Raw genomic sequence first — 25,536 nt, 5'->3', positions numbered from 1 at the left:
AGCATTAGTGCTACCATCAGAGTATGGAGCGTCTCGGGTTGAAGGAACTGCGCCAGCATGCCAGTGACTACGTCAAACGTGCCGAAGCCGGGGAGACGATGCTGATCACGGTCGCCGGCCGGCCGAGCGCAATCCTCGGCCCTGCCGGGCGGAAGACGTGGTGCGCCTTCGACGAGGTCGCCGACATCTTCCAGACGGACACCGATCCGACGTGGGAAGCCGACCGCAACCTGATCGACGATCCGATTGCGGACCCCTGGGCATCCCGGTGAGGACAGTGCTCGATACGAGCATCCTCATCGCGAACGATGTCCCGCCCATTGACGGGGAGGTCGCGATCAGTGCCGTGAGCCTGGCCGAATTGCACTTCGGACTCCTGGTCGCGACCACCGCGCTGCAGCGTGCTCAGAGGTTGCAGCGACTGATCGCCGTGGAACGCAAATTCGAACCCCTACCCGTCGACGCCGGTGTTGCTCGAAGCTACGGGCAGCTTGCCGCAGCGGTGCGAGCGTACGGCCGCAAACCTCAGCCCCGAGCCCTCGATCTGATGATCGCCGCCACCGCGCACGCGAACAACGCCCGACTCGTCACCCGCAACGCGGACGATCTTCGCGGCATCGAACACCTGCTGGATTTCGCCACACTCTGACGACACCCTGTGACCGGCAAAGCGAATTCGTATTTTGTACAGACGGGCTCGTAAAAGTTGATGCCGCGGACTGGCGGCATCGCCACAATGCCTTGCATACCTGTCACCGAACCTGGCCGTATCGGCGCGGCGGTCTCGACTCAAAACCGACCGCTGCAGTGAGCCCGTCGCCGGTAGACGATCCCTCGCCGGTTGTCGATCGGGCACTATCAGGGCGCGCCATGTGACAGCCTCGAGCTGATCGGCACGTCTCCGGCAGCGGGCGTCGATCGGGACACCCCGAAGGATCTCAGCTCTCACGCACGGGGATGCGCCCGGTAGTACGCGGCGCGTTCGGCGTCGTGCCGGCGTCTGGCTTTCGGGTTTTCCAAGTCGGGCGGAAGTCCGTGCTTTTCGAGGCGGCGTGATCGGTTCTGCGCCATGTAGGCGACGCTGTAGAAGAGTGCGAGGAACACCCCGAGCAGCACCATGGAACCGCGCAACCACACCGGGCCGGGGAAGAGGAAGAATGCCGCGAACACCGGAATGAACGGCACCATGCTGCGGACGAGGTGTCGCGGCACCGCCCAGTCGCCGATCAGATCGTCCCGAACCCAGTCCTGCATCGAGTCGGGCAACCTGCGCCCGAACGAATAGCCGAGCCACTGAAGGGGCGTCGGCCGGGTCCGGGTGCCGTGTCTTCGGTTGGTCATTTCTCCACTCCTCCGAGCGCGCCCGCCTTCACGGCGGCAGCGTTGATGCGCGTCAGCACGCTGTGCAGTTCCATCAGTTCGGACAGTTCGACACCCAGCGCTTCGACTACGGCGGGCGGGACCTTCTCGGCCTGTGCGCGTAGCGCCTTGCCCGCTTCGGTCAGTTCGACGACGAGCTGTCGTTCGTCGTTGGCGCTGCGGGTGCGGGTGAGAAGCCCCGATGATTCGAGCCGCTTGAGCAGCGGCGACAACGTGGGCGAATCGAGCTGCAGCGCCGTGCCGATCTCCTTGACCGACATGGGGGAGGTACCCCACAGGGCAAGCATCACCAGGTACTGCGGGTGTGTGAGCCCCAGAGGTTCGAGAACCGGTAGACGCCCAGGACAGCGCGATTGGCGACCGCCAGCGCGAAGCAGACCTGCCTGTCGAGCGCGAGGGGGTCGTCGGCAACGTTCGTGGTCACCAGCTCAGGTTACCAATAGTTAGTGCACTAACCAGTCGTGTGCTAAATAAAGTGAGGTAAAGCACCGCAGCCCGGCCCGAGTAGGGCCGGGCTGCTGTTCGCTCTTCGCTCAGGGTGTGGCGAAGAAACGCTCCACCGCAGGCTGCGCGTTCGGATTTCCTACACCCACACCGATGACGGCTCCTGCAATGGTGCCGACGACGGCGCCGATGATGCATCCGGCGATGAAGTTCGGGAAAATCGAGACGCACCCGATAGCCATACCGACGTTGGAACCGATGGCCATGCCCTGCAGGCCGGCATTGTTCCAGCCGGTGTTGATCTCGCTGGTCATGTTGTCGAAGGCTGACTGTTTGGCGTCATTTTCCGGGAAGAACTGCTCAGCCACCTGGCTACTGCCTTCGGCGGTCGGGGTCAACAAGGGCTGGCTCCAGTCGATTCCCTGCGTGCCGGGATCGGCGTACGCGGTGCCGGCGCCGACGGCCATCGCAGCGACGACGAAAATGGACAATGCCAGAGTTCTGAGAAGTTTCATGAGATCTCCCACCATGTCGTAGGACGAACACGGACTCCACCTGAGCACCGAACATTGTTGTGCGTGGACCATATTCGCTGGAAGTGCCGAACGGCTACATGCATATGTGGGTGCGCGGTGATGCTCCCCGGTGAGTCGCCTACTCCATAGCCCTCCCGAATTCATCTCTCGGCCTGGAGAGGCGAAGGGGGCAGGACACGCGCAGAGGGGCGATCAGCGACCCTGTGCTTTCCTGCAGTGTCATGGTGTTTCCCATGCGTAGTAGCCGGATAACAAACGACGAACTGGTTCGATCTGGCGCTCTTCGTTGCCCCGATCGGCGAAAGCGTCTTCAACCTGCCTACTGCTGAACATCTTCCCCTTCGGGTATCCCACTTTTCGGCGTTTATCCAAAATTCGTTACAGACTGCTCGCCAACCCTGCCGTCCGGCTTCGTCGATGCAGCGGAGGCATCACACCGTCAGGCGGTAGAAGCGCCAGAATCCGAAGTCCTCGATGGGAAGGATGTCCATCGAGCCGAAACCAGCAGCCTCCGCGTAATTCCGCAATGTGCTCGGGCGCATGACCGTTCCGGTGGCCGCGCTGGGACTGTGACTCATTCCGTCCGGCAGGCACACGGTCAGGCTGAACCCGTACATCAACCGCTCGGTGTCGCTTCCCGGCGCCGAGAACTCGTCGTCCACCGCCTCGTCCATGACGATCATGACGCCACCGGGCGCCAGCGCTTTGCGTACCGCCGTCAATACGTCGACGGGCGCGGGCATGTCGTGGATGCACTCGAAGGCGAATGCTGCGGTGTAGGCACCCTCCGGTATGCCCGCGGCGTCGGACTCGATGATCGTGATCCGGTCGGCAAGGTCACCCTGCGCGCGGACGTTGTCGGTCGCGAGTTCGACGGTCGCACTGTCGATGTCGTAGCCGTCGAGGCGGGCTTCGGGGTATGCGCGGGCGAGGGCGATGGTGGACCATGCACCACCGCATCCGACATCGGCGATGGCGGCGCCGGGAGTGCGTAGAAGCGTGTCGACTTCGGGTACCGACGCGAGCGCTCCGGGCAGAACCTGCTCGTACCACGGACGATTCATGTCTGCCTGTGATTCCCTCGCATCGACACCGTACTGTGCCCATCCCACACCGCCTCCCGTGCGATACGCGTCGATCAGCGCGGGCATCTGTGTGGTGGCAGCGACAAAGATCCGCGCCAGTGGCGCCAGGTAGGCCAGACTTTTCTCATCCGTGAACACTTCGGCAGCGCCGGGTACCAACGCGAATCTTCGTGGTTCGCCGTCGTCCGCCGTGAGCAGCCCCGTCACCGACTGTTGTTCGAGCCACTCCCGTGCGTAACGCGGATGGGTCGAGGTGCGTTCGGCCAGTTCGTCCGCGGTCGCCGCGCCTTGATCCGCGAGACTGCGATACCAGCCGAGTCGGTCGCCCAGATGGATGGAGAGGAGGTCGATCGCGCCGAGGGAGGCGTCGAAGACGCGTTGCGCCACTGCGTCGGCTGCAGGTGTGGACATCGCTGACCTCCGTTGTGGGTGGTCCCCTCATGGTGACCTACAGCGGCAGGTGATGTCCCGGTTTCGGTTGCTCGCGGTGCACATTCGCGCCGGAGCCGGTCGAAGGTCCGGGAAGCTGGAAACCCCACGGCAGCTCGAGGCGGTGGCGGGCGAGCAGGTCCGTGTCGGCGAGCAGAGCGAGGATCGGGCCGTCTGCCACCACCCGGCCTTCGTCGAGGATCACCGCACGGGTGCACAGCTGCGCAGCGTAGGGAAGATCATGGGTCACCAGCAGTTGGGTGGTGCCCACCCCGAGCAGGACTTCGGCCAGTTCACGCCGGGCAACCGGATCGAGGTTGCTCGACGGCTCGTCCAGCACGAGCACGTCCGGAGCGCACGCGAGGACGGTGGCCAGAGCGACCCGGCGCCGTTGCCCCACCGAAAGGTGCACGGGGTTGCGCTCGGCATGCGACATCATGTCGACGGCGGCCAATGCGGTGCGCACCCGGTTTTCGAGCGCCACGCCCGTGACACCGAAATTCGCCGGGCCGAAGGCGACGTCTTGCGCGACGGTGGGCATGAAGAGCTGATCGTCCGGATCCTGGAAGACGATGCCGACCCGGCGCCGCACGTCGCGCAACGTGTTCCGGTCGGTGTTGCGCGACAATGTCACTCCGCCGATGGTGATCCGGCCGTCCGAGGCGGTCAGAATCCCGTTGAGGTGCAGCATCAGTGTGGTCTTGCCGGCACCGTTCGGGCCGAGCACCGCTACCCGCTCGCCGGGGCTCACGGCGAGGTCGACCCGGTCGAGTGCCCTCCTGCCATCCGGGTAGGAGTACGACACACTCTCGAGATGCACGGCGGCCGTCATCGGAAGGTCCAGGCCGCGAGAGCGATGCCCACCGCGCAGACGGCGGGGACGAGACCGGCCGACCACGTCGCGGCGGACGCCGTAGGAGCACCGACTGTGGGAACCGCGCCCGTGAACCCGCGCGACAGCATGGCCAGATGAACTCGTTCGCCACGTTCGTACGAACGCACGAACAACCCGCCTACGCCCTGCGCGGTGGCGCCGATCTGACGCAGTGTCCGCGGATCGTCACCCCGGGACAGGCGTGCGGTGCGCATCCGTGCGACCTCTGAGGTGAGTAGATCGAGATACCGCAGCATGAGGACCACGATCGTGGTGAACAGCGCGGGCACGTGCAGATGAGCAAGTCCCACCGGCAGATCACGGGCCGGTGTGGTGGCAGCAAGAGTGAGTGACACCAGCACGCCGAGGGTGCCTTTCACCAGAATTCCCCAGGCGGCGTGCAGTCCGGCCACCGACAGCGACAGTCCGAGGACCGGAACCCGGTCGCCGCCCTCGGCGAACGGCAACAGCACAGCCAGTGTGACGAAAGGCAGTTCGATCAGCATTCGGGGTGCAAGCCAGGCCAGAGGAATTCCGGCGATTCGCCATACCGCCGCCAGGACTGCGAGGTAGACGGCGAAGGCCCAGAAAGCCTCGCGGGGCGTCGCCACCACTGCGAAGACCGACACCACCGCGCACACGATCTTCACCTCGGCCGGAAGTCGGTGGACCACGGACGTGCCGTGGCGATAGAGCGGCTGGGCGTGACCGGAACCCATGATCACGGTCCGGCTCGGTGACGCCGCGCACGGGCGAGGAGCCGGAACACTACGGCCGCGACAGCGAAGGTCGCGACCGCGCCGATGATCCCGGCGACTCCGGTGAGGCCGGACCGTCCACCCACCGCATAGTCGGCGAGAGGGGTGGCCGACAACTGATGGTCCGCGGCGTTCTTCGCTATGCAGTCGCCCACCAGCGCTTCTCCGGTCTCCGTCTCGACGGTGTCGCATCCGCGCAGCGTGGCGGCGTCGAGGCCGTCGGGACTCGCGCTGGCAAGAGAAGACACCACACCGGCAATGAGCAGTACCGCGAGGGCGAACCCGAGAAGGAACCGGCGGGACGACCACGACGACATACTCATGCGCCCACCGCCACTGCGCGCGGCGCGGTTCGGAGCAGGTATACGAGGTCGGGCCGGGCCCGGGCCACTGCCGTGACCGTGACGGCGGTGATGAGGCCTTCACCGATTCCGATCAGGGTGTGGGCACCGAGAACGAAGGCCGCCACCGAGCCGAGCGAAGTAGAGTCGCCCGCCGTGGGCTGACCGCCGATCGCAAATTCGAGGACGAAACCCATGGACGCCGCGACGGTCCCGCAGACGGCGGCCATGAACGCGAGCCCACCGAGCACGCGGAGACGGAGATTCTCGGGTCGTGCGAGCCGGCGCAGAACCAGCGCGACGGCGTAGCCGACCGTCACCCCGATGATCGCCATGTTGGTGATGTTCGCTCCCAGCGCGGTCAGACCGCCGTCCGCGAAGAGCAACGCCTGCACGATCAGCACGATCGAGATGCACAACGCCCCCGTGTAGGGCCCGACCAGAATGGCCGCCAGTGCGCCGCCGAGGAGATGACCGCTGACACCGGGAAGAACAGGAAAATTCACCATCTGCACCGCGAAGATGAAGGCGGCCACGAGACCGGCCATGGGGGCGGTGCGATCGTCGAGTTCCGATCGGGCCCGCCAGGTGGCGACAGACAGCCCCACCACCGCGACAGCCAGGAACAGAACGGACGTGGGGGCGTTGATCAGCCCGTCACTCATGTGCATGGCTACGGACTCCACGTCACTCTCCTCGGCCGGTTGCTGTCCCGTCTTTGGAGTCTAGTTTCTCGTGTGAACACTTGAACAGCTGTTCATAAGTTCTCAATGCCAGCTGTGGTCCACGACGGGTGTGCGCGGTCCGAACTTCGGTTTGATCGCGTTGCCGCTGACCATCAGCAACCGCACGGCACGGTAGCGATGCGGGCGAACCGGTTCCAGGTACGCCACCATCTCGGCGTCGTCGAGGGGCTTGCCGAGCAACGACCACCCGACCATCGATGCCAGGTGGTAGTCGCCGACGGATAAAGCGTCCGAATCGCCGAGTGCCCGTTGCGACACTTCGGCCGCGGTCCAGATGCCCACACCGGGTATGGACATCAGGCGGCGGGTCGCTTCCTCCGGGGACAGGTCGACGATCTTCTCCAGCCGGTCCGCGACCTGCGCACAGCGCACGATAGTGCGAGCACGGCTGGGGTCCACGTTTGCGCGGTGGAACTCCCACGATGGCACTCGCCGCCACACCTGCGCCGTGGGCGGCACCAGCATGCCGTCGGGGGCCGGGCCGGGAGCCGGCGTACCGAACTTCCACACCAGACGCCGCCACGACGCGAACGCGGCGATGCCGTGGACCCGCTGCTCGAGGATCGCCGGGACCAAGGCTTCGAGCACCCGGTCGGTGCGCCCCAGACACAGGTGGGGGAAGCGGCGGTGGGCCTCGGCGAGAGTCGGGTGCTGCGGCGCGAAGTCTTCACACTCGTCGTGCTCGCCGACGAGGCGGTGCAGTCCGGCGGCCAACTCGTGGGCGCCCTCGCCCCAGGCCTGACAGCGCACGGTGTGGCGGTCGGTCTGCGTGAGGCGATAGGTGACCGGACCGGACGCCTGCACCGACGTCCGCCAGATCGATCCGTCGACCGCACGCCGGTGACAGGGGTCGCCCTTGCCGCGCTGCAGGGGATGCAACGTCATCGCGACGTCCAATGGACGCCGCGCGGTCAGGGTGGTCTCGACCACTTCCAGCGAAGCCGTCATCGAGTGCAGCGTATCCGTCTCCCCACGACATGTCGGCCACCGCTACCCGCGGTTGTCGGGGAGCGCACGTAAAGTCCCAGCCATGATCATCGTGAGTACCGACGGATCCTGTCTGCGTAACCCCGGTGGGGCGATCGGCTGGGCATGGGTCAATCACGAAGGTCCCAGCCGATCCGGGGGTGAATCCTCGGGAACCAACCAGATCGCCGAGCTGCGGGCGCTGCTCGAGGCCATCACTGCGCATCCCGGACCGGATCCGCTCCTGATCGAGTCGGATTCCCAGTACGCCATCAAGTGTGCATCGGAATGGCTGCCCGGTTGGAAGCGCAAGGGCTGGAAGACGGCGGCCGGCGCTCCGGTGAAAAATCTCGCCCTGGTCCAGGCTATCGACCAGGCCATCAACGAACGTTCCGGACCGGTGCGTTTCCGCTGGGTACGCGGTCACGTCGGCAATCATTACAACGAGATGGCCGACGTGCTCGCCGGTGAGGCGGCACGGGCTGTCGCGTCCGGTGAGCCGGTGGCTGCACCCACTCCGGTTCCCGCTACGCCCGTGGTCGCGTCCCCCGCGGACGCCGAAGACGCGTTCACCCTGTTCTGAACCTCTCGGTTCCTGCTTTCGAAGATACTGCTGTCGAAGATGCTGCTGGTGTCGAGGACGCCGGCTGTCGAGGAGAAGTCGTGACCGAGGATCTGCGGGTGCAGGAGTTCTGGCGTGCGCTGGGGCTGCCCGGCATCGTCGATGTTCATACCCACTTCATGCCCGCCAACGTGATGGAGAAGGTCTGGCGGTACTTCGACGCGGTGGGTCCCCTCACCGGACGCGCGTGGCCGATCACCTACCGGCACGAGGAAGATGTTCGCGTCGAACAACTCCGTGCGTTCGGGGTCCGGCGGTTCACGTCCATGATCTATCCGCACAAGCCGGAGATGGCTGCGTGGCTGAATCAGTGGGCGGCCGACTTCGCCGACCGCACACCCGACTGCATCCGGACGGCGACGTTCTACCCGGAGGAATCCGCGGCCGCCTACGTTCCCGAGGCGATCGAATCGGGCACCCGAGTGTTCAAATCCCACATCCAGGTCGGCGACTACTCGCCGGGCGACCCGCTGCTCGACCCGGTATGGGGAGCATTGCAGGATGCGGGAGCGCCGGTGGTCATCCATTGCGGATCCGGTCCCGCGCCGGGCAAGTACACCGGCCCCGAGCCGATCGGCGACTTGCTGGCGCGATATCCACGACTGCGCCTGATCATCGCCCACATGGGCCTGCCCGAGTATCGGGAGTTCCTGGACCTCGCGGGACGCTATGCCGGCGTGTACCTCGACACCACGATGGCGTTCACCGAGTACACCGAAGAGGTCACACCGTTTCCGCGCGACGCAGTACACCGGTTGTCCGACCTGCAAGAACGCATCCTGTTCGGAAGCGACTATCCCAACATCCCGTACCCGTACCTGGACGCACTCGAGGGTCTCACCCGGTTCGATCTCGGTGAGTCCTGGCTTCGCTCGGTCTGTCACGACAACGCCGCGGCGCTGTTCGCCCTGGAGTGATCCGGGGCTGACCGGTTGCACTCACGGCTCGGAAGTCTTACGACCCACAGCACACGGTTGGGGCGTCCTGCTCGGGGGGAGCACCGCGGAACGTGTCGCTGTCGGCGAGCACCGTGTACACCTCCCACTTCTCGCCGGCGGGACCGGTGACCCACACTTTGTCCTGGCTGGCGAAGCAACAGGTGGTGCCGAGTTCTTCCTCGGTGAACAACCCTTCCTCGGTCAGTCGGGCGATTTCCGAGTGCACGGTGTCACTGGATTCCACTTCGACGCCAAGGTGGTTGATGGTGCCGCCGGCGCCGGGATTTTCGAAGAGCACGAGCTTGAGCGGAGGCTCGGCGATCGCGAAATTGGCATATCCCTCTTTCAGTTTCGCGGGCGCCGTGCCGAAAAGCTTCGAGTAGAACGAGACGGCCTGATCGAGGTCGTCGACGTTGAGGGCGAGCTGTACGCGTGACATGAGATCCTCCACCTTTTCGATGTATATCGAATTACCTCATCCACTATGCGCCACCTTTTTGACGTATGTCAAGAAGGTGGGCACAATGGGTTCATGCCCAAAGCCTTGCCCCTGATCGATGCGACGTCACCGATCTGCTGCGCCCCCGTCGCGTCGGGGCCTACGTCGGACCACGCGGCGCTCGAGGTGGCCGTTCGGCTCAAGGCCCTAGCCGATCCGGTGCGCATCAAGCTGATGTCGATCCTGTTGTCCGCTAGCGAGGGTGAGGTCTGTACCTGTGATCTCGCCGCGGGTGTCGGCGTGTCCGAATCGACCGTCAGTCATCACCTGGGGCAACTGAAGAAGGCAGGCATGGTCGTCCCCACTCGGCGCGGAATGAATGTGTACTACCGCCCACAGCGCGACGCTCTCGAGGCGCTGCGCTTCGTCCTGGACCCGAACTGCTGCTCGTAGCGCGGTCACGTTTTTTCGGCGGGCTCGCTGTCGCGCCACCAGCAGAACACGAAGAGGGCAAGTGATGCGACCAGTGTGGACACCACCCAGACCGTGAGCCCGATGTCGACCCACGACCCGATGGGCGGGCTGCCCGGCAGGATTCCGCGCAGGGGTACGACGGCGAACAGCATTGCGGCCATCCATCCGAGCATGTCCGTATCGACGGCCCGTTTACGCCGGAACGTCTGCAGCGCGACGAAGGCAGCGAGGACGGCCAACGTCGTCATCATCAGTAGAAGAATTCCGGCGTAGATGAGGTTTCCGCCCGTGCGTGCCAACCTCACGTCGACGCCGGTGCCGTTCCGTGAGATGTCGGTGTCGACCGCCACTGCTTCGGCCTTCGCCTTCCATCCGTCGACCCGTCCGTCCAGGAGAACGCCCGTGGGTACCAGTTCGCGTTCGGCGCCGCGGCCTTGGTACGCCTCGACCACCATCGGGTTCACGTCGAACCGGTCGAAGGGCCACGTGGCTGCGTTGCCGTTCGCGATGAACTCGGTGTCGAATGTCGTGGGCGCGGTGCCTTCGCGGAAGACGATCTGCTCGTGGCTGGTGCTAGGGACGAGCAGGAGGGTGATGTCCCGGTTCAGGGTGTCGCCATTGGCGTGGAGGAAATCCTGACCGGCAGCGATCGTCACCTCGGCCTGCATCCGGTCGGTCGTCGGCTGCAGCGATTTTGCGGTCACGAGCACCATGACGACGTCGTCGTCGATAGTGACCGGCACGTCCTCCTCGATGTCGCGGCTGCTCAACCCGTAGACAGTGAGGGACGCGGCGTAGACGAGCGCGAGGAGAAGCGCTGTCGCGATCCACCGGAGCCGGTGACGCAGGAGGAGCGGGGACTCGGCTGCCACCGTCGCAACATACCGCCGTCGGGGCGGGTGGGGTCGTTGATCGGGTGGTCCCGTTCGATGCGGGGCGGGCTCGGTCATCACGGCCAGCACGTGGGACATATCGTGGACGGCACCACTGGCTAGGGGGGCTGCATGGAATCGCGACTGCAAGACTCGCAGATGCTTCTCGCAGTCCTCGAGCAAGCCCCGACGCTGGTCTTTCTGTCGGAGTTCGCGTCGGGCCGGATCGTATTTCTCAATCCGGCGGCCGTCCGCCTCGTGGGATTGAGTAGCCCCGCCGACGCCTATGCGAGGACGACGGCGGAGTTCTTCACCGATGTCGGTCTGGTGCAGGCACCCGAGGTGGAGTCGGCCCTCGTGGAACGGGGGGAGTGGACCGGGCTGACGGAGCTCCGCCATTTCGTGACCGGGGAGCCGATCCCCATGTTGATTTCGACGTTCGTCGTTCAATCCGACACCTCCGGTCCGACAGTGATCGCCTCGATCGCACACGATCGCCGCGGCGCGCAGATAGAAGAACGCCGACTGCACAGCGCTCTCGAGGCGGCCGCGTACCGGGCCCGCGAGCAGCAGGCGATCGCCGAGTTGAGTCAGCTCGCCGTCGACGGCGACCTCGACGAGCTTCTGGACGCGGCGACCCGGGCAGCGACGGCGCTCATGGGTGTGCGCTGTACGTCTATAGCCCGCGTTCCCGGCGAAGGGGAGGAACTGACCGTCCTTGCGTACCGGGGTCCGGCGCCGGGACCGGTGAGCTTCGCGCCCGGTACGGGCTCACAGCCTGGATATACCGCCGTGGCCGAGTCAGTGGTGGTGTGCCCCGACCGAACCCACGAGACCCGTTTCTCCACGGCGGCGATGACCAGACGTGCGCTGCAGAGCGGGGTGTGTGTGCCGATCGGTGCCGACCCGGTGTGGGGAGTGCTCACCGCGCACAGTCATCGCCCCCGCGACTACACCGACCGAGATCTGGCCTTTCTCCGATCGGTGACGGCAGTGCTGTCGGCGGCGATCCGCCGCATCGAGGTGGAAGCGCAACTGCTGCATCAAAGTCTGCACGACCCCCTGACGGGGTTACCGAACCGGACGCTGGCCCGCCGACGAATCGACTCGGCTCTCGATGCGGCGCGGGCCGAGAGCACCACCATGGCTCTGTTGCTGATCGATCTCGACGACTTCAAAATCCAGAACGACAGCCTCGGCCATGCCGGTGGCGACGACGTGCTCGTCGTCCTCGCCGACCACCTGCGCTCGGCAGTGCGTCCGGACGATACCGTCGCCCGGATCGGAGGCGACGAATTTTTAGTCGTGTGCGAGCACATCGCGGACGCCGACGAGGCAATCGCCGTCGCCAAGGGCATCACCGACAGTTTGGCTGTGCTGAACCAGGTGGCACGCCTCCAGTTGCCGATCAGTGGCAGCGTCGGTATCGCCCTCTCGGATCCGGACTGCATGCGCGAAGAGTTGGTTCGCCGCGCGGACTCGGCGATGTATCGGGCGAAGGCAGGAGGTGCCGGCGGGTATGCCCTCTACTCAGCCGAAAACCCAGTTCATCAGGATCACGTACAGCCCGGTCCCGACCACGATCGAGAGCACCGCATTCTTGCGCCACAGGTGCACCGCGGCGGTTGCTGCCACGGCGAGCAGTTCGGGTAATCCGTGCGCCGGGACGGTGATCGACACGTTCTTCAGCGAGTAGACCACCAGGATCGACATGATTCCGGCCGGCATGAACACGCCGAGATAACCGACCAGCGCCGAGGATCGCAACGGGTGGAGAACCGCGAACGGGATGGCGCGGAGGGCGAAGGTGACAATCGCCATGACGGCCACGGCCGCGAGAAGGTAACCCGACTCAGGCATCGCCGGCAACTTTCTTCCGAGTGATGACGTATCGAAGGATGAGCAGACTCACGAATGCCCCCATTGCCAGCGGCAGCATGTGGTCGACGTCGACCAGGCGCGCGACCACAGCGCAGGTGACGCCCATCAGGGGAACTGCGAGGCCACGCTGCGCTCGGACGGCCTCGATGGACAGTACGACGAACAACGCGGTCAACGCGAAGTCCATGCCGACGATGCTGTCCGGGATCCATTGGGCAGCAACGGCGCCGAGCGCGGCGCCGCCGATCCAGTAGGCGTGGAGGTACAGCTGGGTGTACACGATCATCCGCCCGGACACCGCCTTGCGGTCGCTGGTGACCGCCATGGCGTAGGCCTCGTCGGTGAGCGCGAACATGCTGTAGAGGCGCGCCGGCCGGCCCTTGATCGTGTCGAGCGGAAAGCTGAGCGCGTAGAAGACGTGCCGAAAGTTCACGAGCAGTGCGGTCAGCGCGATGTAGGGCAGTGGCGTCATCGCGGTCACCAGTCCCACTGCGACGAATTCGAGTGAACCGGCATAGATCAGCGACGTGAAGACCAGTGCCCACCATGGGCTCAGCCCCTGTTGCACAACGAGGACCCCGAGGGCGATACCGAGGGGAAACAGTCCGACCCCGACGGGGAGTGAGGCGCGGAGAGCGCGGCGTAGTTCCGAGGAAGGCGGAGCCTCGGCGCCGACGACGGTGGCCGTCGACTGGGGTGCTGATTCGGTCACTACGCAAAGGTATAGCGATCATCGAGGTGGGCGATTGCGGAGAAATGTACGAAAAGGGGACTGTGCGCAATAATTGATCAATGGACGCCGTCGATCACGCAATTTTGTCGCATCTGCGCCGGGACTCGAGCCTGACCAACACCGAACTTGCCGACCTCGTCGGCCTGACTCCGTCGCCGTGCCTGCGGCGCGTGAAGAAGCTCGAGGCAGACGGGATCATCACCGGCTACCGCGCAGTGGTCAGTCAGGAAGCGCTCGATCGCGGCTTCCAGGTGATCGTCACGGCCGAGATCGGAGTGAACGACCAGGCCACCATCGAGCAGTTCGAGTCGCGTGTGGCTGCGTTCGACGAGGTGATCGAATGTCGGCGCCTGTTCGGGATCCCCGACTATTTCATCCGCGTCGCCGTACGCGACCTTGCCACCTACGAGCGGTTCATGGTGACGAAACTCGGGGGACTCCCGGCGGTGTCGCGGGTCACCTCGCTGATCACGATGAAGACGATCAAGAGCGTCGACTGATCAGTTCCCGTCACAGGGTCCGCCTAGGGTGAGGGCAACGACCCGTCGAGAAGAGAAGGTGCACCATGGCCGTCGCTACCGCACAGCACGTGTCGCGTGAGGAGTTGCTCGAATTCGTCCGTCCCCGGCACCGGAGCGTGCTGATCACCCGGAAGAGGTCCGGGGGTCTGCAAATCTCACCGGTCACGTCGGGACTCGACGCGGAGGGACGGATCGTCGTCTCCACCTACCCGCAGCGCGCCAAGGCCGCGAACGTGCGGCACGACCCCGCCGTCAACGTGTGCGTGCTCTCCGACGAGTTCAACGGTGCCTACGTGCAGATCGACGGCACGGCCGAGGTACTGGACATGCCCGATGCGCTCGAGCCCCTGGTCGAGTACTTCCGCGGAATCTCCGGTGAGCATCCCGACTGGGACGAGTACCGGGACGCCATGCGGAAGCAGAACAAAAGCCTCATCCGGATCACCATCGAGGAGTGGGGACCTATCGCGACCGGTGGCTTCCCGCCGGACACGGATCGCGGATAGGTCCCCGTCACCTACTCGACGGCACCCGCCGAGCGCAGGCGCTCGATGCCCGCCGCGTCGTAGCCGGCCTGCGCGAGGATCGCATCGGTGTCCTGCCCGGGCCGCGGCGCCGGCCGGGGAACGGGCGCCGGGGTGCGGCTGAAGCGCGGTGCCGGTGCGGGCTGGCGTATGCCACCCACCTCGACGAACGTCTCCCGTTCCTTGTTGTGGGGGTGCTCGTGCGCTTCCCACGGCGAGAGGACGGGCGACACGCACGCGTCGGAATCGGCGAACCGTGCTGCCCATTCGTCCCGCGGACGGGTCGCGAACACCTCGGCGAGGCGCTTCTTCAGTTCCGGCGCCGCATCGAGGTCGTACTGCAACGGCAGATCCTCGCCGCTCAACCCCAGCACGTCGAGGAGTTCACCGTAGAAGTGCGGTTCGACGCACCCGACCGCCACGTGCAGACCGTCGGCGCACTCGTAGGTGTCGTAGAACGCGGCGGCCCCGTCGAGGACGTTCCGCCCGCGGCCCTCCTGCCACAGACCGGCGGCGTTCATGCCGTGGACGAACGCCGTCAGCAGCGCCGCGCCGTCGACCATCGACGCGTCCACTACCTGTCCGCGGCCCGACCGGGAACGCTCGTGCAGCGCGGCCAGGATCCCCATCGTCAACATCAGGCCGCCACCGCCGAAGTCGCCCAACAGGTTCAGCGGCGGCACCGGCCGCTCGCCGGCGCGCCCGATGGGTTGGAGCGCGCCCGCGAGCGCGATGTAGTTGATGTCGTGTCCGGCCCGCGGTGCAAGGGGTCCGTCCTGGCCCCAGCCGGTCATGCGCCCGTAGATCAGGCCGGGGTTGCGGGACAGGCAGTCGTCGGGGCCGATGCCCAGGCGTTCCGCGACGCCGGGACGGAAACCCTCGACGAGGATGTCGGCGCCGTCGACGAGTGTCAGAACTGCCCCCAGCCCCTCTGGAGTACGCAGGTTCACGGCGATCGACCGTCGTCCGCGGTCGAGCACACCCGACGGTGCCATCAGCCCGCTGCCGCCGTCACCGGCCCGTTCGACGCGGATCACGTCCGCGCCGAGGTCGGCGAGGATCATGCAGCCGAATGGGGCGGGCGCGAGGCTCGCGATCTCGACGACGGTCAGCCCGCTCAGCGGCCCGCCGGTCACGACGCCCCCTGCGCGTCGCGGGGGAGTCCGAGCATGCGCTCACCGATCACATTGAGCTGCACCTCGGTGGTGCCACCGTAGATCGTGGTGGCCCGTCCGGCGATCAACTGCTCCATCGCCTTGTCGCTCGGCTGACCCGGGATGCTCACGGCACCAGCCGGTCCCAGTTCGGCGACGACGAACTCGGCGATCGCCTGCCCGAGGCCCATGCCGAGCAACTTGCCGACGCTCGACGTGGTGCTCACATCCACTCCCGACAACTGCTTCAGCACGATCCGGGAGCCGATCAGATCGATGGCCTGGGTTTCGGCGACCAGTTCGCCGACGCGGTACCGCGCCAACGGGCCGAGGTCCCGGCCTCTGGCGAACTGCAGCAGATCCTTGTCGGTGGCATAGGCCTCCATCTTCTGGCTGAGGGCCACACGCTCACCGGCCAGCGTCGTACGGGCCACGTTCCAGCCGTCGTTCACCTTTCCGACCACGTTCTCGTCGGGGATGAACACGTCGTCGAGGAAGACCTCGTTGAACAGGGCCGACCCGGTCATCTCACGCAACGGTCGGACGGTGACTCCCGGTGTCGACATGTCCAGGACGAAGTAGGTGATGCCCTCGTGTTTCGGCTTGGACGAGTCGGTGCGAGCGATCAGCATGGCCCAGTCGGAGAACTGCGCCACCGTGGTCCAGATCTTCTGGCCGGTCACCTTCCAGCCGCCGTCGACCTTTTCCGCTTTCGTCGTCAGCGACGCGAGGTCGGAACCGGCGCCAGGTTCGCTGAACAGCTGGCACCACACCAGATCTCCCCGCAGGGTGGGGACGGCGAGCTCCTGCTTCTGTGCCTCGGTGCCGTGCGCGACGACGGCCTGGACCGCCCAGCCGCCCATCAGCAGCTGCGGCATCGGGATGCCGGCCGCCTTGATTTCCTGTGCGATGACGATCTGCTCCAGCGGAGACGCGCTGCGCCCGTATGGTTTCGGCAGATGAGGTTGCACCCAGCCGCCGTCGCCGAGGGCGATCAGCTGGTCGTCCTCACCGAGGTCGGCCAGCGGTGCGAGTTCTGCGCGTACTTGCGCCCGTATCGCCTCCGCTTCCTCCGGTAGTTTCAGTTCGGAGTGGCGGGCGGTGCCGGCGAGGGATCGGTCGGCGACGCGGTGGGCGCGTGCTTCCCGGGTTCCGAGGAGAGCGCGGATCGACAACGCCCGCCGGTAGTACAGGTGGGCGTCGTGCTCCCAGGTGAATCCGATGCCGCCGTGCACCTGGATGCAGTCCTGGGCGCACTGCACGGCCGCGTCGGGAACGATGACGGCGGCAATATCTGCCGCGAAATCGGCGGTGTCGTCGCCGTTGTCGAGGGCAGAGGCGGCATCCCACAGCACGGCGCGCGCCTTCTCCAGGGCGATGCCCATGTGGGCGCACTTGTGCTTGACACCCTGAAACTGGCCGATCGGACGCCCGAACTGCACCCGGGTCTTTGCGTACTCGGATGCCGTGGACACGCACCACGACATCACGCCGATCGCTTCGGCGCCCAGGACGACGGTGGCGATCGATCGCACGCGCTGTTCACTCAGTCCGTCGAGGATCCGATCGGCGCCGACGTGAACGGCCTCTGCCGTGATTCTTGCCGAGCCCCGCAGTACGTCGATGCTGTCCTGCGCGACGACGGTGACGTCTGCCAACTCGACGACGGCCCAGCGAACGTCGCCGCCGATGGTGATCGGGAGGAGCACGATGTCGGCGTGCTCGCCGCCGAGAACGGCGTCCGCGCTTCCCTCGATTCGGTATCCGCCGTCGTGTGCCTGCGCGTGGAGTGAACCCCCCAACGCAACTGCGGCGGTGCGGGATCCGTCGAGGAGGGCGGGAATCAGTTCGATTCCGACCTTGGAATCCGCGGCCGCGACGAGGGCGGCGGACAGTGCGGTCGGGACGAACGGGCCGGGGGCAACCGTGCGGCCGAGCGCCTCCAGTGCGACGGCCAGGGTGAGCAGTCCGGCGCCGTGGCCGCCCTTGTCCTCGGGGATGTGCAGTCCCAGCAGGTCCTGACCGACGAGTGCGTCCCAGAACGGCGGGAACTTGTCCTCGCCTTTGGACTCGACGGCGGAGCGCACGTGCTCAGATGTGATGGCGCGCTCGGCGAAGGCTCGAACGGAATCGGCGAGGGCGCGATGCTCCTCGGTGAGCCCGAGTCCCAGTTCGTACGTGTTCTTTGCCATGTCCGGAACCTTTCAGCCGAGACGGTCGGCGAGATCGGCGACGGTCCACGGACCGTCGCTCTCGATGGTCTTCACGTCGTGCCACCCGGCCAGTTCGGAGATGGCGCCGCCCTGCACCGCGAAAACCTTGCCGGTGATCTTGCAGTCCGCATCCGCGAGCCGGGCGACCAGCGGGGAGATGTTGGACGGACTGAACGCGTCGAACTCACCGTCCGGCACCTCTTCGGCGAACAGTGCGCCCATCCCGGGTGTGGCCAGAGTCAGGCGGGTGCGCGCAATCGGGGCGATGGCGTTCACCCGGACGCCGTATCTTTCGAGCTCGTCCGCGGCGACCAGGGTGAGTGCGGCGATGCCCGCCTTCGCGGCGCCGTAGTTGCCCTGGCCCGCGTTGGGCATGAACGTGCCCGACGCGGAGGCGGTGTTGATCACGGACGCGTTCACGGTCTCGCCCGCCTTGGTCTGGGCCTTCCAGTACGCCGCCGCGTGGTGCAGGGTGGCGGCGTGTCCCTTGAGATGCACAGCAATGACAGCGTCCCACTGGCTTTCGGTCATGCCCGCGATGAAAGCGTCGCGCAGGATGCCGGCGTTGTTCACCAGGACGTCGAGCCGGCCGAATTCGCTCACCGCTTGGTTGACGAGTCCTTCGGCGCCGTCCCAGGACGCGACGTTGTCGGTGTTCGCGACTGCCCTGCCGCCCGCGGCGACGATCTCGTCTACGACCTGCTGAGCCGGCCCCGCGTCCGCGCCGGTCCCATCGTTCGCACCGCCCAGGTCGTTGACGACCACGGCGGCCCCCTCACGGGCGAAGAGAAGGGCATGCTCCCGCCCGATTCCGCGCCCGGCGCCGGTGACGATGGCTACGCGTCCGTCAAGTGTTCCCATGTGTACTCCTAAGATTCGGTGTCGGCGATGACGGCGAGGCCGTCTTTGATAACCAGTTCTTCTCCGGCGGAGGTCTCGTAGACATACGACGTCGCCCCGCCCGTCGGGTCGCCGGCCCGCCGGAACTCGGTGGTGATGTCCTGTCCCGGCAGGACGGGTTTCGCGAATCGCACGGCGAGGCGCCGGAGGCGTTCGACCCTGCCGTCGGCGAGTTCGGTGAGCGCCGCCCACGACGTGAACGCCATGGTGCACAGGCCGTGGTTGATGATTCCGGGAAGTCCGGACATCCGGGCGATCTCGTCGTCCAGGTGGATCGGCATCGGATCACCGGAGGCGGGCGAGTACCGGAACGTCTGGTCGTCGTCGATGTGTTGTGTCACGGCGGCGACGGCGGGTTGCTTCCGCAGCGACTCGTCGAACCGGTGGGCAGGTGCCGGCTCGCCGAGACCGGCTCCCGCGTCGACCTTCCGGAAGAACGCGGTCATCCACTGCTCGTTGACGAGTTCGCCTCCTTCGGTGCGTGTTTCGACGTACACGACGACGGTGGACCCGTTCTCCCTGCCGGTGAACCCGATCGGCTTTGCCCGCACCACCAGGTCGTCGCCTGGGCGAATGGGCCGGTGGAAGTGGAAGTCTTGTTCCCCGTGTACCAGTCTCATGAGCAGTTCCACCGGCGCAACCGACAGTGCCGCCGGAGCCATGGAGGTGAAGGCCGGAACGACGGCGAACACCGGAGGTGCCACTTCACCGTTGCGATGCCGCTCGATGGGGTCGTTGGTGGCGGCCGCGTATTCGGCGAGACGCTCCGCGGTCACCGAGAACGGCTGCGGTTCAGTCCATTCGCCTAGGCCGCTGGTGTCGAACTCGACTGTGGGACTGGTCATGCGGTCAGCCGACAATCTCGGCGAACTTGGCGAGAGAAGCCTCCAGGTCTGCCTTCGCGTTCTTGGCGACGGCCTTACCGATGGGGCCGACGATCATCGTCCCGGTGAAGCTTGCGTCGATGACGGCCGTGGAGCCGGTGCCGGCGGCCTCGACCCTCAGTGTGAATTCGACTGTGACGCCGGCCATTCCGGTGCCGGAGATCTTCACCATCTCGGGGACCTGGACCTCGGTGACCGTCCACTCGATCTTGTTGGCCATCCCCATCACCGAGACCACCTCGGTGAACTTTGCCCCGAGTGCGACCTCCGTCGGCACCGCGCTCTTCCAGGACTGGTGGATGGTAAGCCACTCCTCCCAACGGGAGAGGTCGGACAGTGCGTCCCAGGCCTTGTCGGGTGAGGTGGGAAGCGCAGCGGAGACGGATACGGAAGCCATGAGTTACTCCTGATGTTCGAGGTGGGTGGGGGTAGATGGAGGTCAGAGAGCGCGGTACGCGGTGACGACCACTGCGCCGCCGAGACCGATGTTGTGTTGAAGTGCCACGGTCGCGCCGTCGACCTGGCGTGCGTCGGCGGTGCCCCGGAGCTGCCAGGTGAGTTCGCTGCACTGGGCGAGGCCGGTGGCGCCGAGCGGATGGCCCTTGGAAATCAGGCCACCGGACGGGTTGACCACCCAGCGTCCGCCGTACGTGGTGTCGTCGTTGTCGACGAGTTTGCCGCCCTCACCCTCGGCGCAGAGGCCGAGCGCCTCGTAGGTGAGCAACTCGTTGGTGGAGAAGCAGTCGTGCAGTTCGATGACGTCGATGTCCTCGGGGCCGATGCCCGCCTGCTCGTAGACGCGGGTGGCGGCGGTGCGGGTCATGTCTGCACCGACCAGGCTGAGCGCGCTCTTGTCCTCGAAGGTGCTGGGCAGGTCGGTCACCATCGACTGTCCGACGATCTCGACGGCCTGACCGGCGAGGTCGTGCTTGTCGACGAATTCCTCGCCGGCCACGATCACCGCACCGGAACCGTCTGACGTCGGGGAGCATTGCAGTTTTGTGAGGGGGCCGTAGATATGCTTGGACGCGAGGATCTGGTCGAGCGTGTACTCGTCCTGGAACTGGGCGTACGGGTTGTTCTGCGAGTGGCGGTGGTTCTTGACACCGATTCTGGCGAACTGTTCCGCGGTGGTGCCGTAGCGCTCCATGTGTTCCTTACCGGCTGCACCGAACATGTACGGAGCGGGCGGCATAGCGAACTCCTGCAGTTCCGCGAGCGCGAGGAGATGACGCATCATCGGTTGTTCCCGGTCGTCGTACGTCGAGCCGAGCGAACCGGCCTGCATCTTTTCGAAACCGAGTGCCAATGCACAGTCGACCTGACCGCTCCGAACCGCCTGCGTGGCAAGGAACAGGGCCGTCGATCCGGTCGAGCAGTTGTTGTTGACGTTGACGATCGGGATGCCGGTGAGGCCGAGTTCGTAGACGGCCCGCTGCCCCGACGTCGACTCGCCGTAGACGTATCCCACATACGCCTGCTCGACGAGCGCGTAGTCGATTCCGGCATCGGACAGGGCGTTACCGCCGGCCTCTCGCGCCATGTCCGGATAGTCCCATTCGCGTGCCCCCGGCTTCTCGAATTTGGTCATCCCGACTCCGACCACGAACACCCTGTTACCCATTACGGCTCCCTGAGGAATTGTGTGTGACACGCTGTCCACCCAAAGTATGTGAGACGTGATGTCCAGTCAACTACGTGGTGGGTAACGTATGGCGGATGCCGGACAAAGTCGAAACCGCCACATCTCCCCCAGGGGACGGTCGTGCCACACGCTGGGAGGACCACAAGGCGGAACGGCGAAGCCGGATTCTCGACGCCGCGATGGAGGCCATCAACCAGGACGGCCCCGACGTGGGGGTTCAGCAGATCGCGCAGCGCGCCGACGTTCCGCGATCGGTGGTCTACCGCATCTTCACCGACCGAGGCGACCTCGACGAGCAGCTCCGCGGTCGCATCATCGAACGCCTGATGGCCGACCTCGCGCCGACACTGACCCCGGAGGGGACTGTGGGCGAAGCAATCGCGCGGGCCGTGGAGACATACCTCGCGTGGATCGTCGAATATCCCCGGCTGCACCAGTTCCTCGGCACCGGGTCGCCGAGCCGGCGAACGACGGGCTCCCGTGTGGTGACCGGGACGAAGACGGCAATCGCGCTCCAGCTCGCCGGCCTACTGGCTGCCGTGCTGGAGAAGATGGCGGACAATGCAGATCTGGCGGAGCCGCTCGCCTTCGGGTTGGTAGGGCTGGTGGACGCGAGCGTCAACCGATGGCTGAGCAATCCCCAGTCGACACTGGGCAGCGACGAGGTGGCGCAGTTCCTCGAGGTGTCGATCTGGCAAGTGCTACACGGAAACCTGCTGGGTATCGGCGCCGACATCGACCTCACGACTCCTGTTTCCGAATTGCAATAGCGCGGGCTGCCTGATGCCCCTGGCAGCTGGGATGCGCGGCGGCGAAGGCTTCCCAAACTTCGGGACGTAAGCGCCCGCGGTCCGGTACGGGATGCCTTCGGCGCGGGCCCAGGCGCGGACCTTGCCATCGAAGGTTCCCCATCGACGTTTGATCTTCGAAGCCTCCTGGAAAGGCACCGTGCCTTCGGCAGCGTCTGGCTGTTGATCATTGGGTCGGCCCGGTCCACAGCCAACGCCGAGCCCTGCTGATTATCGAAGTCCATGCCGGCCCGACAGCGGATCCGCGTGCGGTCTACACGATTGATCGTTCGGTGGCAGTGTGGTGTTCGACTTGCGTTCGAGCGCGCTCGAACTTCTAGCGTCGCAGGCATGACACAGACGAACTCTCAGACATGGATCATCACCGGCGCGTCGAAAGGCTTCGGGCGGGCGCTGGCCCAGGCTGCCCTCGCCGCTGGTGACCGCGTCGTGGCCGCGGTCCGGACGCCGGCCAGCGTGGCTGACCTGGTGTCCGCGGCCCCCGATCGTTGCGCGGTGGCGCGCTTCGACGTCCGCGACACCGCCCAGGCCGAGGGGCTCGTCAGCCTCGCGGTGGATCGGTTCGGCCGCCTGGACGTCCTGGTCAATAATGCGGGCCGCGCGATCGTCGGGGCGGCCGAGGAGGTGGGCGACGCCGAACTGCGGGAGTTGATGGATCTGCATCTGTTCGGCCCAGCCGCGCTGGTGCGGGCGGCGCTGCCATTCATGCGGACCCAGCGTGCAGGAACGATCGTGCAGATGAGCAGCCAAGGCGGGCGGATGTCCTTCCCCGGCGTCTCCGCCTACTCCGCGTCCAAGTTCGCGCTCGAAGGCTGGTCGGAATCTCTTGCCGGCGAGGTCGCGCCGTTCGGGATTCGAGTGCTGCTCGTCGAACCCAGTCGATTCCGTACCTCGTTCAACGCCGACGACGTGCTCGAGTTCGCGCGGGCATCCGACACCTACCGTGACCTATTGGCCGCCGTCCGGAACGACATGGCCGGCGCCGACGGGGTCCAGGAGGGTGATCCGGCCCGGGCCGCACAGATCATCGTCTCGCTCGTCCACTCCGACGAGCTCCCGCTGCGCCTGCCCCTGGGGCGCGAGGCTGTCGACCGGATCGCCGGCGTCTACCGGCGAGGCTTGGAAGAGCTGAACAGGTGGGCCGAGACGGCCCGCAGTGCCGACTTCGCAGATGCTGCCGCGTCCAGCCGTCCGATCTAGGCTGAAGGCATGTCGACCGACGACCTGATGACCAAGGCACTTGCGGGCCTCGACGAGATCGACGGGCCGATGTCGGTCGAGGTCATCGACCGCCTCGCCGACACCGCAGGCGTCGGCGGCCCGATGAGGATCGCCGAGGTGGCGGACCTGCTCGACATTTCCGCCCACACCCTGCGTTACTACGAACGAGCAGGCCTGGTCGAGGTCGATCGCGACAGCAGTGGCCGCCGCAGCTACGGCCAGGCTTCGGTGCGTCGGCTGGTGTTCCTGACTCGGATGCGCTTGTCGGGCATGGCGATCCGCGATCTTCAGCACTACGTAACCCTCGTAGACGCCGGCGACGCCACCGTCGCCGAACGTCTCGACATGCTGGTCGAGCACCGCGACACCATCCGCCGTCAGATCCGCGAGCTCACACTGTCCCTCGCCGCCACCGAATACAAGATCGCCACCTACGGCGGGACAACCGGAGGGCAGTGACCAAACAGCCACGACCCGCGAACCGGGTTCCCCAAAGCCACCAAGCCGTTAGTCGAACCTCACCCGGGCGAGATCGGCCCCCATCTTGTGGGGGGCAGCAGCGGCGCCCGTCCGAAAAAGGGATCCGCCACCGGTCGTCGATGTCGGTAGCTACGCACCATGCCTGATTCTCGCTCCGGCCCCTCATTCCATAACCGGACCGGCTCGCCGTCCATAGCTTTTGCGGGGTGGAAGATTCGGGCGTACGAGGCGAAGACCGGAGGTACCAGGGCCGCGACGGCGTGTTCGTTGAACCGGTGCGCGTGATCGACGACCCACATTCGCACGGCAGCCCCGGATAGGCGCCCCGGGGGCCGGACAGCCCCAATCCTGCCCCCAAACTATCGGCCACCGCGTCGGGCGAGTACGCGGACGCGGTCGGGGTCCGAGCGCCAGGCAAGGGCGAGTGTGGCGACGATGGCGGTGACGGTAGCGACGACGATGCCGAGGGGCAGTGGCGAGTCGACGGCGACCACCGGTCCCGACTCGGAAGTCGGGTAGCCGCTCGACCAGCCGTAGTCGGCGACGGCCAGTGGCGCCGAGACCGCGAAGAACGTCATGGTCAACGGCAACATCGCGGCACTGACCACCACCGGTGGATCCCCGGTGGGTGTCGACAGGACGGACACGACGGACAACCCCAGCGCACCCGGCAACACCAGCGTGTAGGCCGCGATCGTCACGGCGTCGAAGATGCCACCGTCCGGAAGCAGCCCGGTGGCCGTGACCAGGACGAGGAGAACCATCCCTACACCCGGCATCGGATACCGCCACCCGAGCGTCACCCCGGCGACCAATGCGATGAGACCGCCCAGGACCAACCACCAGGCGGCCGCGGCGTAGTGCACGTGCCCGACTGTTACAGCGGCCGCGGCCAACCCCACCAGCAGCACGCCGCTCAGGCCGTCCTTCGCGGCGATGGTGTGGTCGAGTACCTCCGATTCGCGGAGAGCGAAGGCAGCGAGCACACCACCGATCAGGGCGGCAACGGTTGGGCTGCACCGGTCAACGAGATTCATCGGCAGACCGTAACCCGCGACATCGGCAGAACCGGCAGATTGCAACGGCGGCGGTGTGCCGATCAGTGACCGGCAAACGGCATTTCCGATATACCGCGACGGCTCACACTGTCGGACCCCAACTGGGAGGCGCATTTAGACTGCCGATGTGTTCGCATTCCGGTGATTTGATGGTCCAGGTGTTCGGTGTATGGCCGCTGGTGTGGCTCGGTCTGCTGCTGGCTACCCCATCTGCGGTGGCTACGCTCGCAATGTGGTGTTGGGTTTCCTGGCTGGTCGTTGTCGCATTCGTCGTCGCTGTGGTGCAACTCCTTGTGCGTCTGGTGGACGTGCCACCGAGACCTAGGACAGCTCCTTCGGCGCGGTAGTTGCCCGCACGTGCGACGCAGCCACTAGACGTCGCAGGCATCAGAGCCGTTGTGGCACAGCTATTTAATTGGTCTAATTCTAGTACCGCGCACTCATGCGGGGGTTGATCGATGACCGGGGCACTGACTGGGCCAGCGCGGCACTAGTGTCGTACGCCATAAATTCGTGCTCTAGCTTGATATTCTGAGGCATGCCTCGAACCGGACGCCCGAAGGCTGAGTTGATGTTGACCGATAGCGAACGCGAACAACTCGTTCGATG

General features: G+C 65.9%; 29 protein-coding genes and 2 pseudogenes. 11 read left to right on the top strand and 20 right to left on the bottom strand.

From position 1 onward, the window contains the following. Positions 1-23 precede the first annotated feature (23 nt). Both NOF53_RS23950 and NOF53_RS23945 read left to right on the top strand, forming a co-directional pair. Complete coding sequence (locus NOF53_RS23950) at positions 24-272, top strand: type II toxin-antitoxin system Phd/YefM family antitoxin (protein ID WP_255973494.1); 249 nt, start codon at positions 24-26, stop codon at positions 270-272. A 5-nt stretch (positions 273-277) separates the two neighbouring features. Then, positions 278-649, top strand: a complete 372-nt coding sequence (locus NOF53_RS23945) for a type II toxin-antitoxin system VapC family toxin (RefSeq protein WP_308213862.1) — start codon at positions 278-280, stop codon at positions 647-649. Positions 650-945: 296 nt separating this feature from the next. On the opposite strand, the gene NOF53_RS23940 is transcribed toward NOF53_RS23945, so the two are convergent. The 9 genes and pseudogenes from NOF53_RS23940 to NOF53_RS23900 form a co-directional block, all read right to left on the bottom strand. Further along, positions 946-1,341 carry a DUF5313 family protein gene (locus NOF53_RS23940; protein WP_255973490.1) on the bottom strand — a complete coding sequence of 132 codons (396 nt, stop codon included), beginning with the start codon at positions 1,339-1,341 and terminating at the stop codon, positions 946-948. Continuing rightward, positions 1,338-1,807: pseudogene (locus NOF53_RS23935) on the bottom strand (MarR family winged helix-turn-helix transcriptional regulator). Before NOF53_RS23935 ends, NOF53_RS23940 begins: the two are co-directional and overlap by 4 nt. Positions 1,808-1,913: 106 nt before the next feature. Then, positions 1,914-2,339: a hypothetical protein gene (locus tag NOF53_RS23930; protein ID WP_255973488.1), complete on the bottom strand. Its 426-nt coding sequence runs from the start codon at positions 2,337-2,339 to the stop codon at positions 1,914-1,916. 452 nt (positions 2,340-2,791) lie between these two features. Beyond that, complete coding sequence (locus NOF53_RS23925) at positions 2,792-3,856, bottom strand: methyltransferase domain-containing protein (RefSeq protein ID WP_255973486.1); 1,065 nt, start codon at positions 3,854-3,856, stop codon at positions 2,792-2,794. Positions 3,857-3,893: 37 nt separating this feature from the next. Next, complete coding sequence (locus tag NOF53_RS23920) at positions 3,894-4,706, bottom strand: energy-coupling factor ABC transporter ATP-binding protein (protein WP_255973484.1); 813 nt, start codon at positions 4,704-4,706, stop codon at positions 3,894-3,896. Next, positions 4,703-5,467, bottom strand: coding sequence for a cobalt ECF transporter T component CbiQ (gene cbiQ, locus NOF53_RS23915; RefSeq protein ID WP_255973482.1), 765 nt, complete (start codon positions 5,465-5,467; stop codon positions 4,703-4,705). The genes NOF53_RS23920 and cbiQ overlap by 4 nt, the downstream gene beginning before the upstream one ends. Positions 5,468-5,469: 2 nt before the next feature. Beyond that, positions 5,470-5,829 (bottom strand): PDGLE domain-containing protein, encoded by a 360-nt coding sequence (locus NOF53_RS23910; protein WP_255973480.1) that lies wholly within the window; start codon positions 5,827-5,829, stop codon positions 5,470-5,472. Further along, positions 5,826-6,518 (bottom strand): energy-coupling factor ABC transporter permease, encoded by a 693-nt coding sequence (locus NOF53_RS23905; protein WP_255973614.1) that lies wholly within the window; start codon positions 6,516-6,518, stop codon positions 5,826-5,828. The genes NOF53_RS23910 and NOF53_RS23905 overlap by 4 nt, the downstream gene beginning before the upstream one ends. Positions 6,519-6,614: 96 nt before the next feature. Beyond that, a complete protein-coding gene (locus tag NOF53_RS23900; protein ID WP_255973478.1) occupies positions 6,615-7,541 on the bottom strand; it encodes a DNA-3-methyladenine glycosylase family protein in 927 nt (308 codons plus the stop codon). Between the two features lie 82 nt (positions 7,542-7,623). Here NOF53_RS23900 and NOF53_RS23895 point away from each other — a divergent pair, with 82 nt between their 5' ends. Then, complete coding sequence (locus tag NOF53_RS23895) at positions 7,624-8,142, top strand: ribonuclease H family protein (protein WP_255973476.1); 519 nt, start codon at positions 7,624-7,626, stop codon at positions 8,140-8,142. 80 nt (positions 8,143-8,222) lie between these two features. Then, positions 8,223-9,098 carry an amidohydrolase family protein gene (locus NOF53_RS23890; protein WP_255973474.1) on the top strand — a complete coding sequence of 292 codons (876 nt, stop codon included), beginning with the start codon at positions 8,223-8,225 and terminating at the stop codon, positions 9,096-9,098. 37 nt (positions 9,099-9,135) lie between these two features. On the opposite strand, the gene NOF53_RS23885 is transcribed toward NOF53_RS23890, so the two are convergent. After that, entirely contained in the window at positions 9,136-9,558 is a 423-nt protein-coding gene (locus NOF53_RS23885) for an ArsI/CadI family heavy metal resistance metalloenzyme (protein WP_255973472.1), read from the bottom strand. A 93-nt stretch (positions 9,559-9,651) separates the two neighbouring features. Between NOF53_RS23885 and NOF53_RS23880 the strand changes: the two genes are divergently transcribed. Then, positions 9,652-10,011: an Rv2640c family ArsR-like transcriptional regulator gene (locus tag NOF53_RS23880; RefSeq protein ID WP_255973470.1), complete on the top strand. Its 360-nt coding sequence runs from the start codon at positions 9,652-9,654 to the stop codon at positions 10,009-10,011. A gap of 5 nt (positions 10,012-10,016) precedes the next feature. Here NOF53_RS23880 and NOF53_RS23875 read toward each other — a convergent pair whose 3' ends face one another. Continuing rightward, positions 10,017-10,904, bottom strand: coding sequence for a DUF4436 family protein (locus NOF53_RS23875; RefSeq protein ID WP_255973468.1), 888 nt, complete (start codon positions 10,902-10,904; stop codon positions 10,017-10,019). A 132-nt stretch (positions 10,905-11,036) separates the two neighbouring features. Between NOF53_RS23875 and NOF53_RS23870 the strand changes: the two are divergent. Next, positions 11,037-12,434, top strand: a pseudogene (locus tag NOF53_RS23870) (sensor domain-containing protein); the annotation flags it as partial. On the opposite strand, the gene NOF53_RS23865 reads toward NOF53_RS23870, so the two are convergent. Both NOF53_RS23865 and NOF53_RS23860 read right to left on the bottom strand, forming a co-directional pair. Continuing rightward, on the bottom strand, positions 12,435-12,764 hold the full coding sequence (locus NOF53_RS23865) for a branched-chain amino acid transporter permease (RefSeq protein WP_255973466.1): 330 nt from the start codon (positions 12,762-12,764) through the stop codon (positions 12,435-12,437). Then, positions 12,757-13,497: an AzlC family ABC transporter permease gene (locus NOF53_RS23860; protein WP_255973464.1), complete on the bottom strand. Its 741-nt coding sequence runs from the start codon at positions 13,495-13,497 to the stop codon at positions 12,757-12,759. Before NOF53_RS23860 ends, NOF53_RS23865 begins: the two co-directional genes overlap by 8 nt. Positions 13,498-13,577: 80 nt before the next feature. On the opposite strand from NOF53_RS23860, the gene NOF53_RS23855 reads away from it, so the two are divergent. Next, the gene (locus NOF53_RS23855; RefSeq protein ID WP_255973462.1) at positions 13,578-14,018 is read left to right on the top strand and encodes an Lrp/AsnC family transcriptional regulator; all 441 of its coding nucleotides are present in this window, start codon (positions 13,578-13,580) and stop codon (positions 14,016-14,018) included. A gap of 65 nt (positions 14,019-14,083) precedes the next feature. Next, positions 14,084-14,545: a PPOX class F420-dependent oxidoreductase gene (locus NOF53_RS23850; protein ID WP_255973460.1), complete on the top strand. Its 462-nt coding sequence runs from the start codon at positions 14,084-14,086 to the stop codon at positions 14,543-14,545. A gap of 11 nt (positions 14,546-14,556) precedes the next feature. Here NOF53_RS23850 and NOF53_RS23845 read toward each other — a convergent pair whose 3' ends face one another. The 6 genes from NOF53_RS23845 to NOF53_RS23820 are packed head-to-tail and all read right to left on the bottom strand — an operon-like array spanning position 14,557 to position 21,338. Further along, the gene (locus NOF53_RS23845) at positions 14,557-15,699 is read right to left on the bottom strand and encodes a CaiB/BaiF CoA transferase family protein (protein WP_255973459.1); all 1,143 of its coding nucleotides are present in this window, start codon (positions 15,697-15,699) and stop codon (positions 14,557-14,559) included. Continuing rightward, entirely contained in the window at positions 15,696-17,909 is a 2,214-nt protein-coding gene (locus NOF53_RS23840; protein WP_255973457.1) for an acyl-CoA dehydrogenase family protein, read from the bottom strand. The genes NOF53_RS23845 and NOF53_RS23840 overlap by 4 nt, the downstream gene beginning before the upstream one ends. Positions 17,910-17,921: 12 nt before the next feature. Then, positions 17,922-18,791, bottom strand: coding sequence for an SDR family oxidoreductase (locus NOF53_RS23835; RefSeq protein WP_255973455.1), 870 nt, complete (start codon positions 18,789-18,791; stop codon positions 17,922-17,924). A gap of 8 nt (positions 18,792-18,799) precedes the next feature. Continuing rightward, entirely contained in the window at positions 18,800-19,675 is an 876-nt protein-coding gene (locus NOF53_RS23830; RefSeq protein ID WP_255973453.1) for a MaoC/PaaZ C-terminal domain-containing protein, read from the bottom strand. 4 nt (positions 19,676-19,679) lie between these two features. Continuing rightward, the gene (locus tag NOF53_RS23825; RefSeq protein ID WP_255973451.1) at positions 19,680-20,111 is read right to left on the bottom strand and encodes a type II toxin-antitoxin system Rv0910 family toxin; all 432 of its coding nucleotides are present in this window, start codon (positions 20,109-20,111) and stop codon (positions 19,680-19,682) included. Between the two features lie 42 nt (positions 20,112-20,153). Further along, complete coding sequence (locus NOF53_RS23820) at positions 20,154-21,338, bottom strand: lipid-transfer protein (RefSeq protein WP_255973449.1); 1,185 nt, start codon at positions 21,336-21,338, stop codon at positions 20,154-20,156. A gap of 95 nt (positions 21,339-21,433) precedes the next feature. Here NOF53_RS23820 and NOF53_RS23815 point away from each other — a divergent pair, with 95 nt between their 5' ends. The 3 genes from NOF53_RS23815 to NOF53_RS23805 all read left to right on the top strand — a co-directional run bounded on the left by NOF53_RS23815 (position 21,434) and on the right by NOF53_RS23805 (position 23,848). Continuing rightward, complete coding sequence (locus NOF53_RS23815; RefSeq protein ID WP_255973447.1) at positions 21,434-22,129, top strand: TetR/AcrR family transcriptional regulator; 696 nt, start codon at positions 21,434-21,436, stop codon at positions 22,127-22,129. Between the two features lie 369 nt (positions 22,130-22,498). Further along, complete coding sequence (locus NOF53_RS23810) at positions 22,499-23,368, top strand: SDR family NAD(P)-dependent oxidoreductase (RefSeq protein WP_255973445.1); 870 nt, start codon at positions 22,499-22,501, stop codon at positions 23,366-23,368. 9 nt (positions 23,369-23,377) lie between these two features. Further along, positions 23,378-23,848 (top strand): MerR family transcriptional regulator, encoded by a 471-nt coding sequence (locus NOF53_RS23805; RefSeq protein WP_255973443.1) that lies wholly within the window; start codon positions 23,378-23,380, stop codon positions 23,846-23,848. A gap of 380 nt (positions 23,849-24,228) precedes the next feature. On the opposite strand, the gene NOF53_RS23800 is transcribed toward NOF53_RS23805, so the two are convergent. Continuing rightward, positions 24,229-24,906: a hypothetical protein gene (locus tag NOF53_RS23800; RefSeq protein WP_255973441.1), complete on the bottom strand. Its 678-nt coding sequence runs from the start codon at positions 24,904-24,906 to the stop codon at positions 24,229-24,231. Between the last annotated feature and the right edge of the window lie 630 nt (positions 24,907-25,536).

The sequence above is a fragment of the Rhodococcus tibetensis genome (assembly GCF_024438035.1).
Lineage (GTDB): Bacteria > Actinomycetota > Actinomycetes > Mycobacteriales > Mycobacteriaceae > Rhodococcus_F > Rhodococcus_F tibetensis.
The sequence above is the reverse complement of the archived record's forward strand: the minus strand, read 5'-3'. Positions and strand labels throughout refer to the sequence as shown.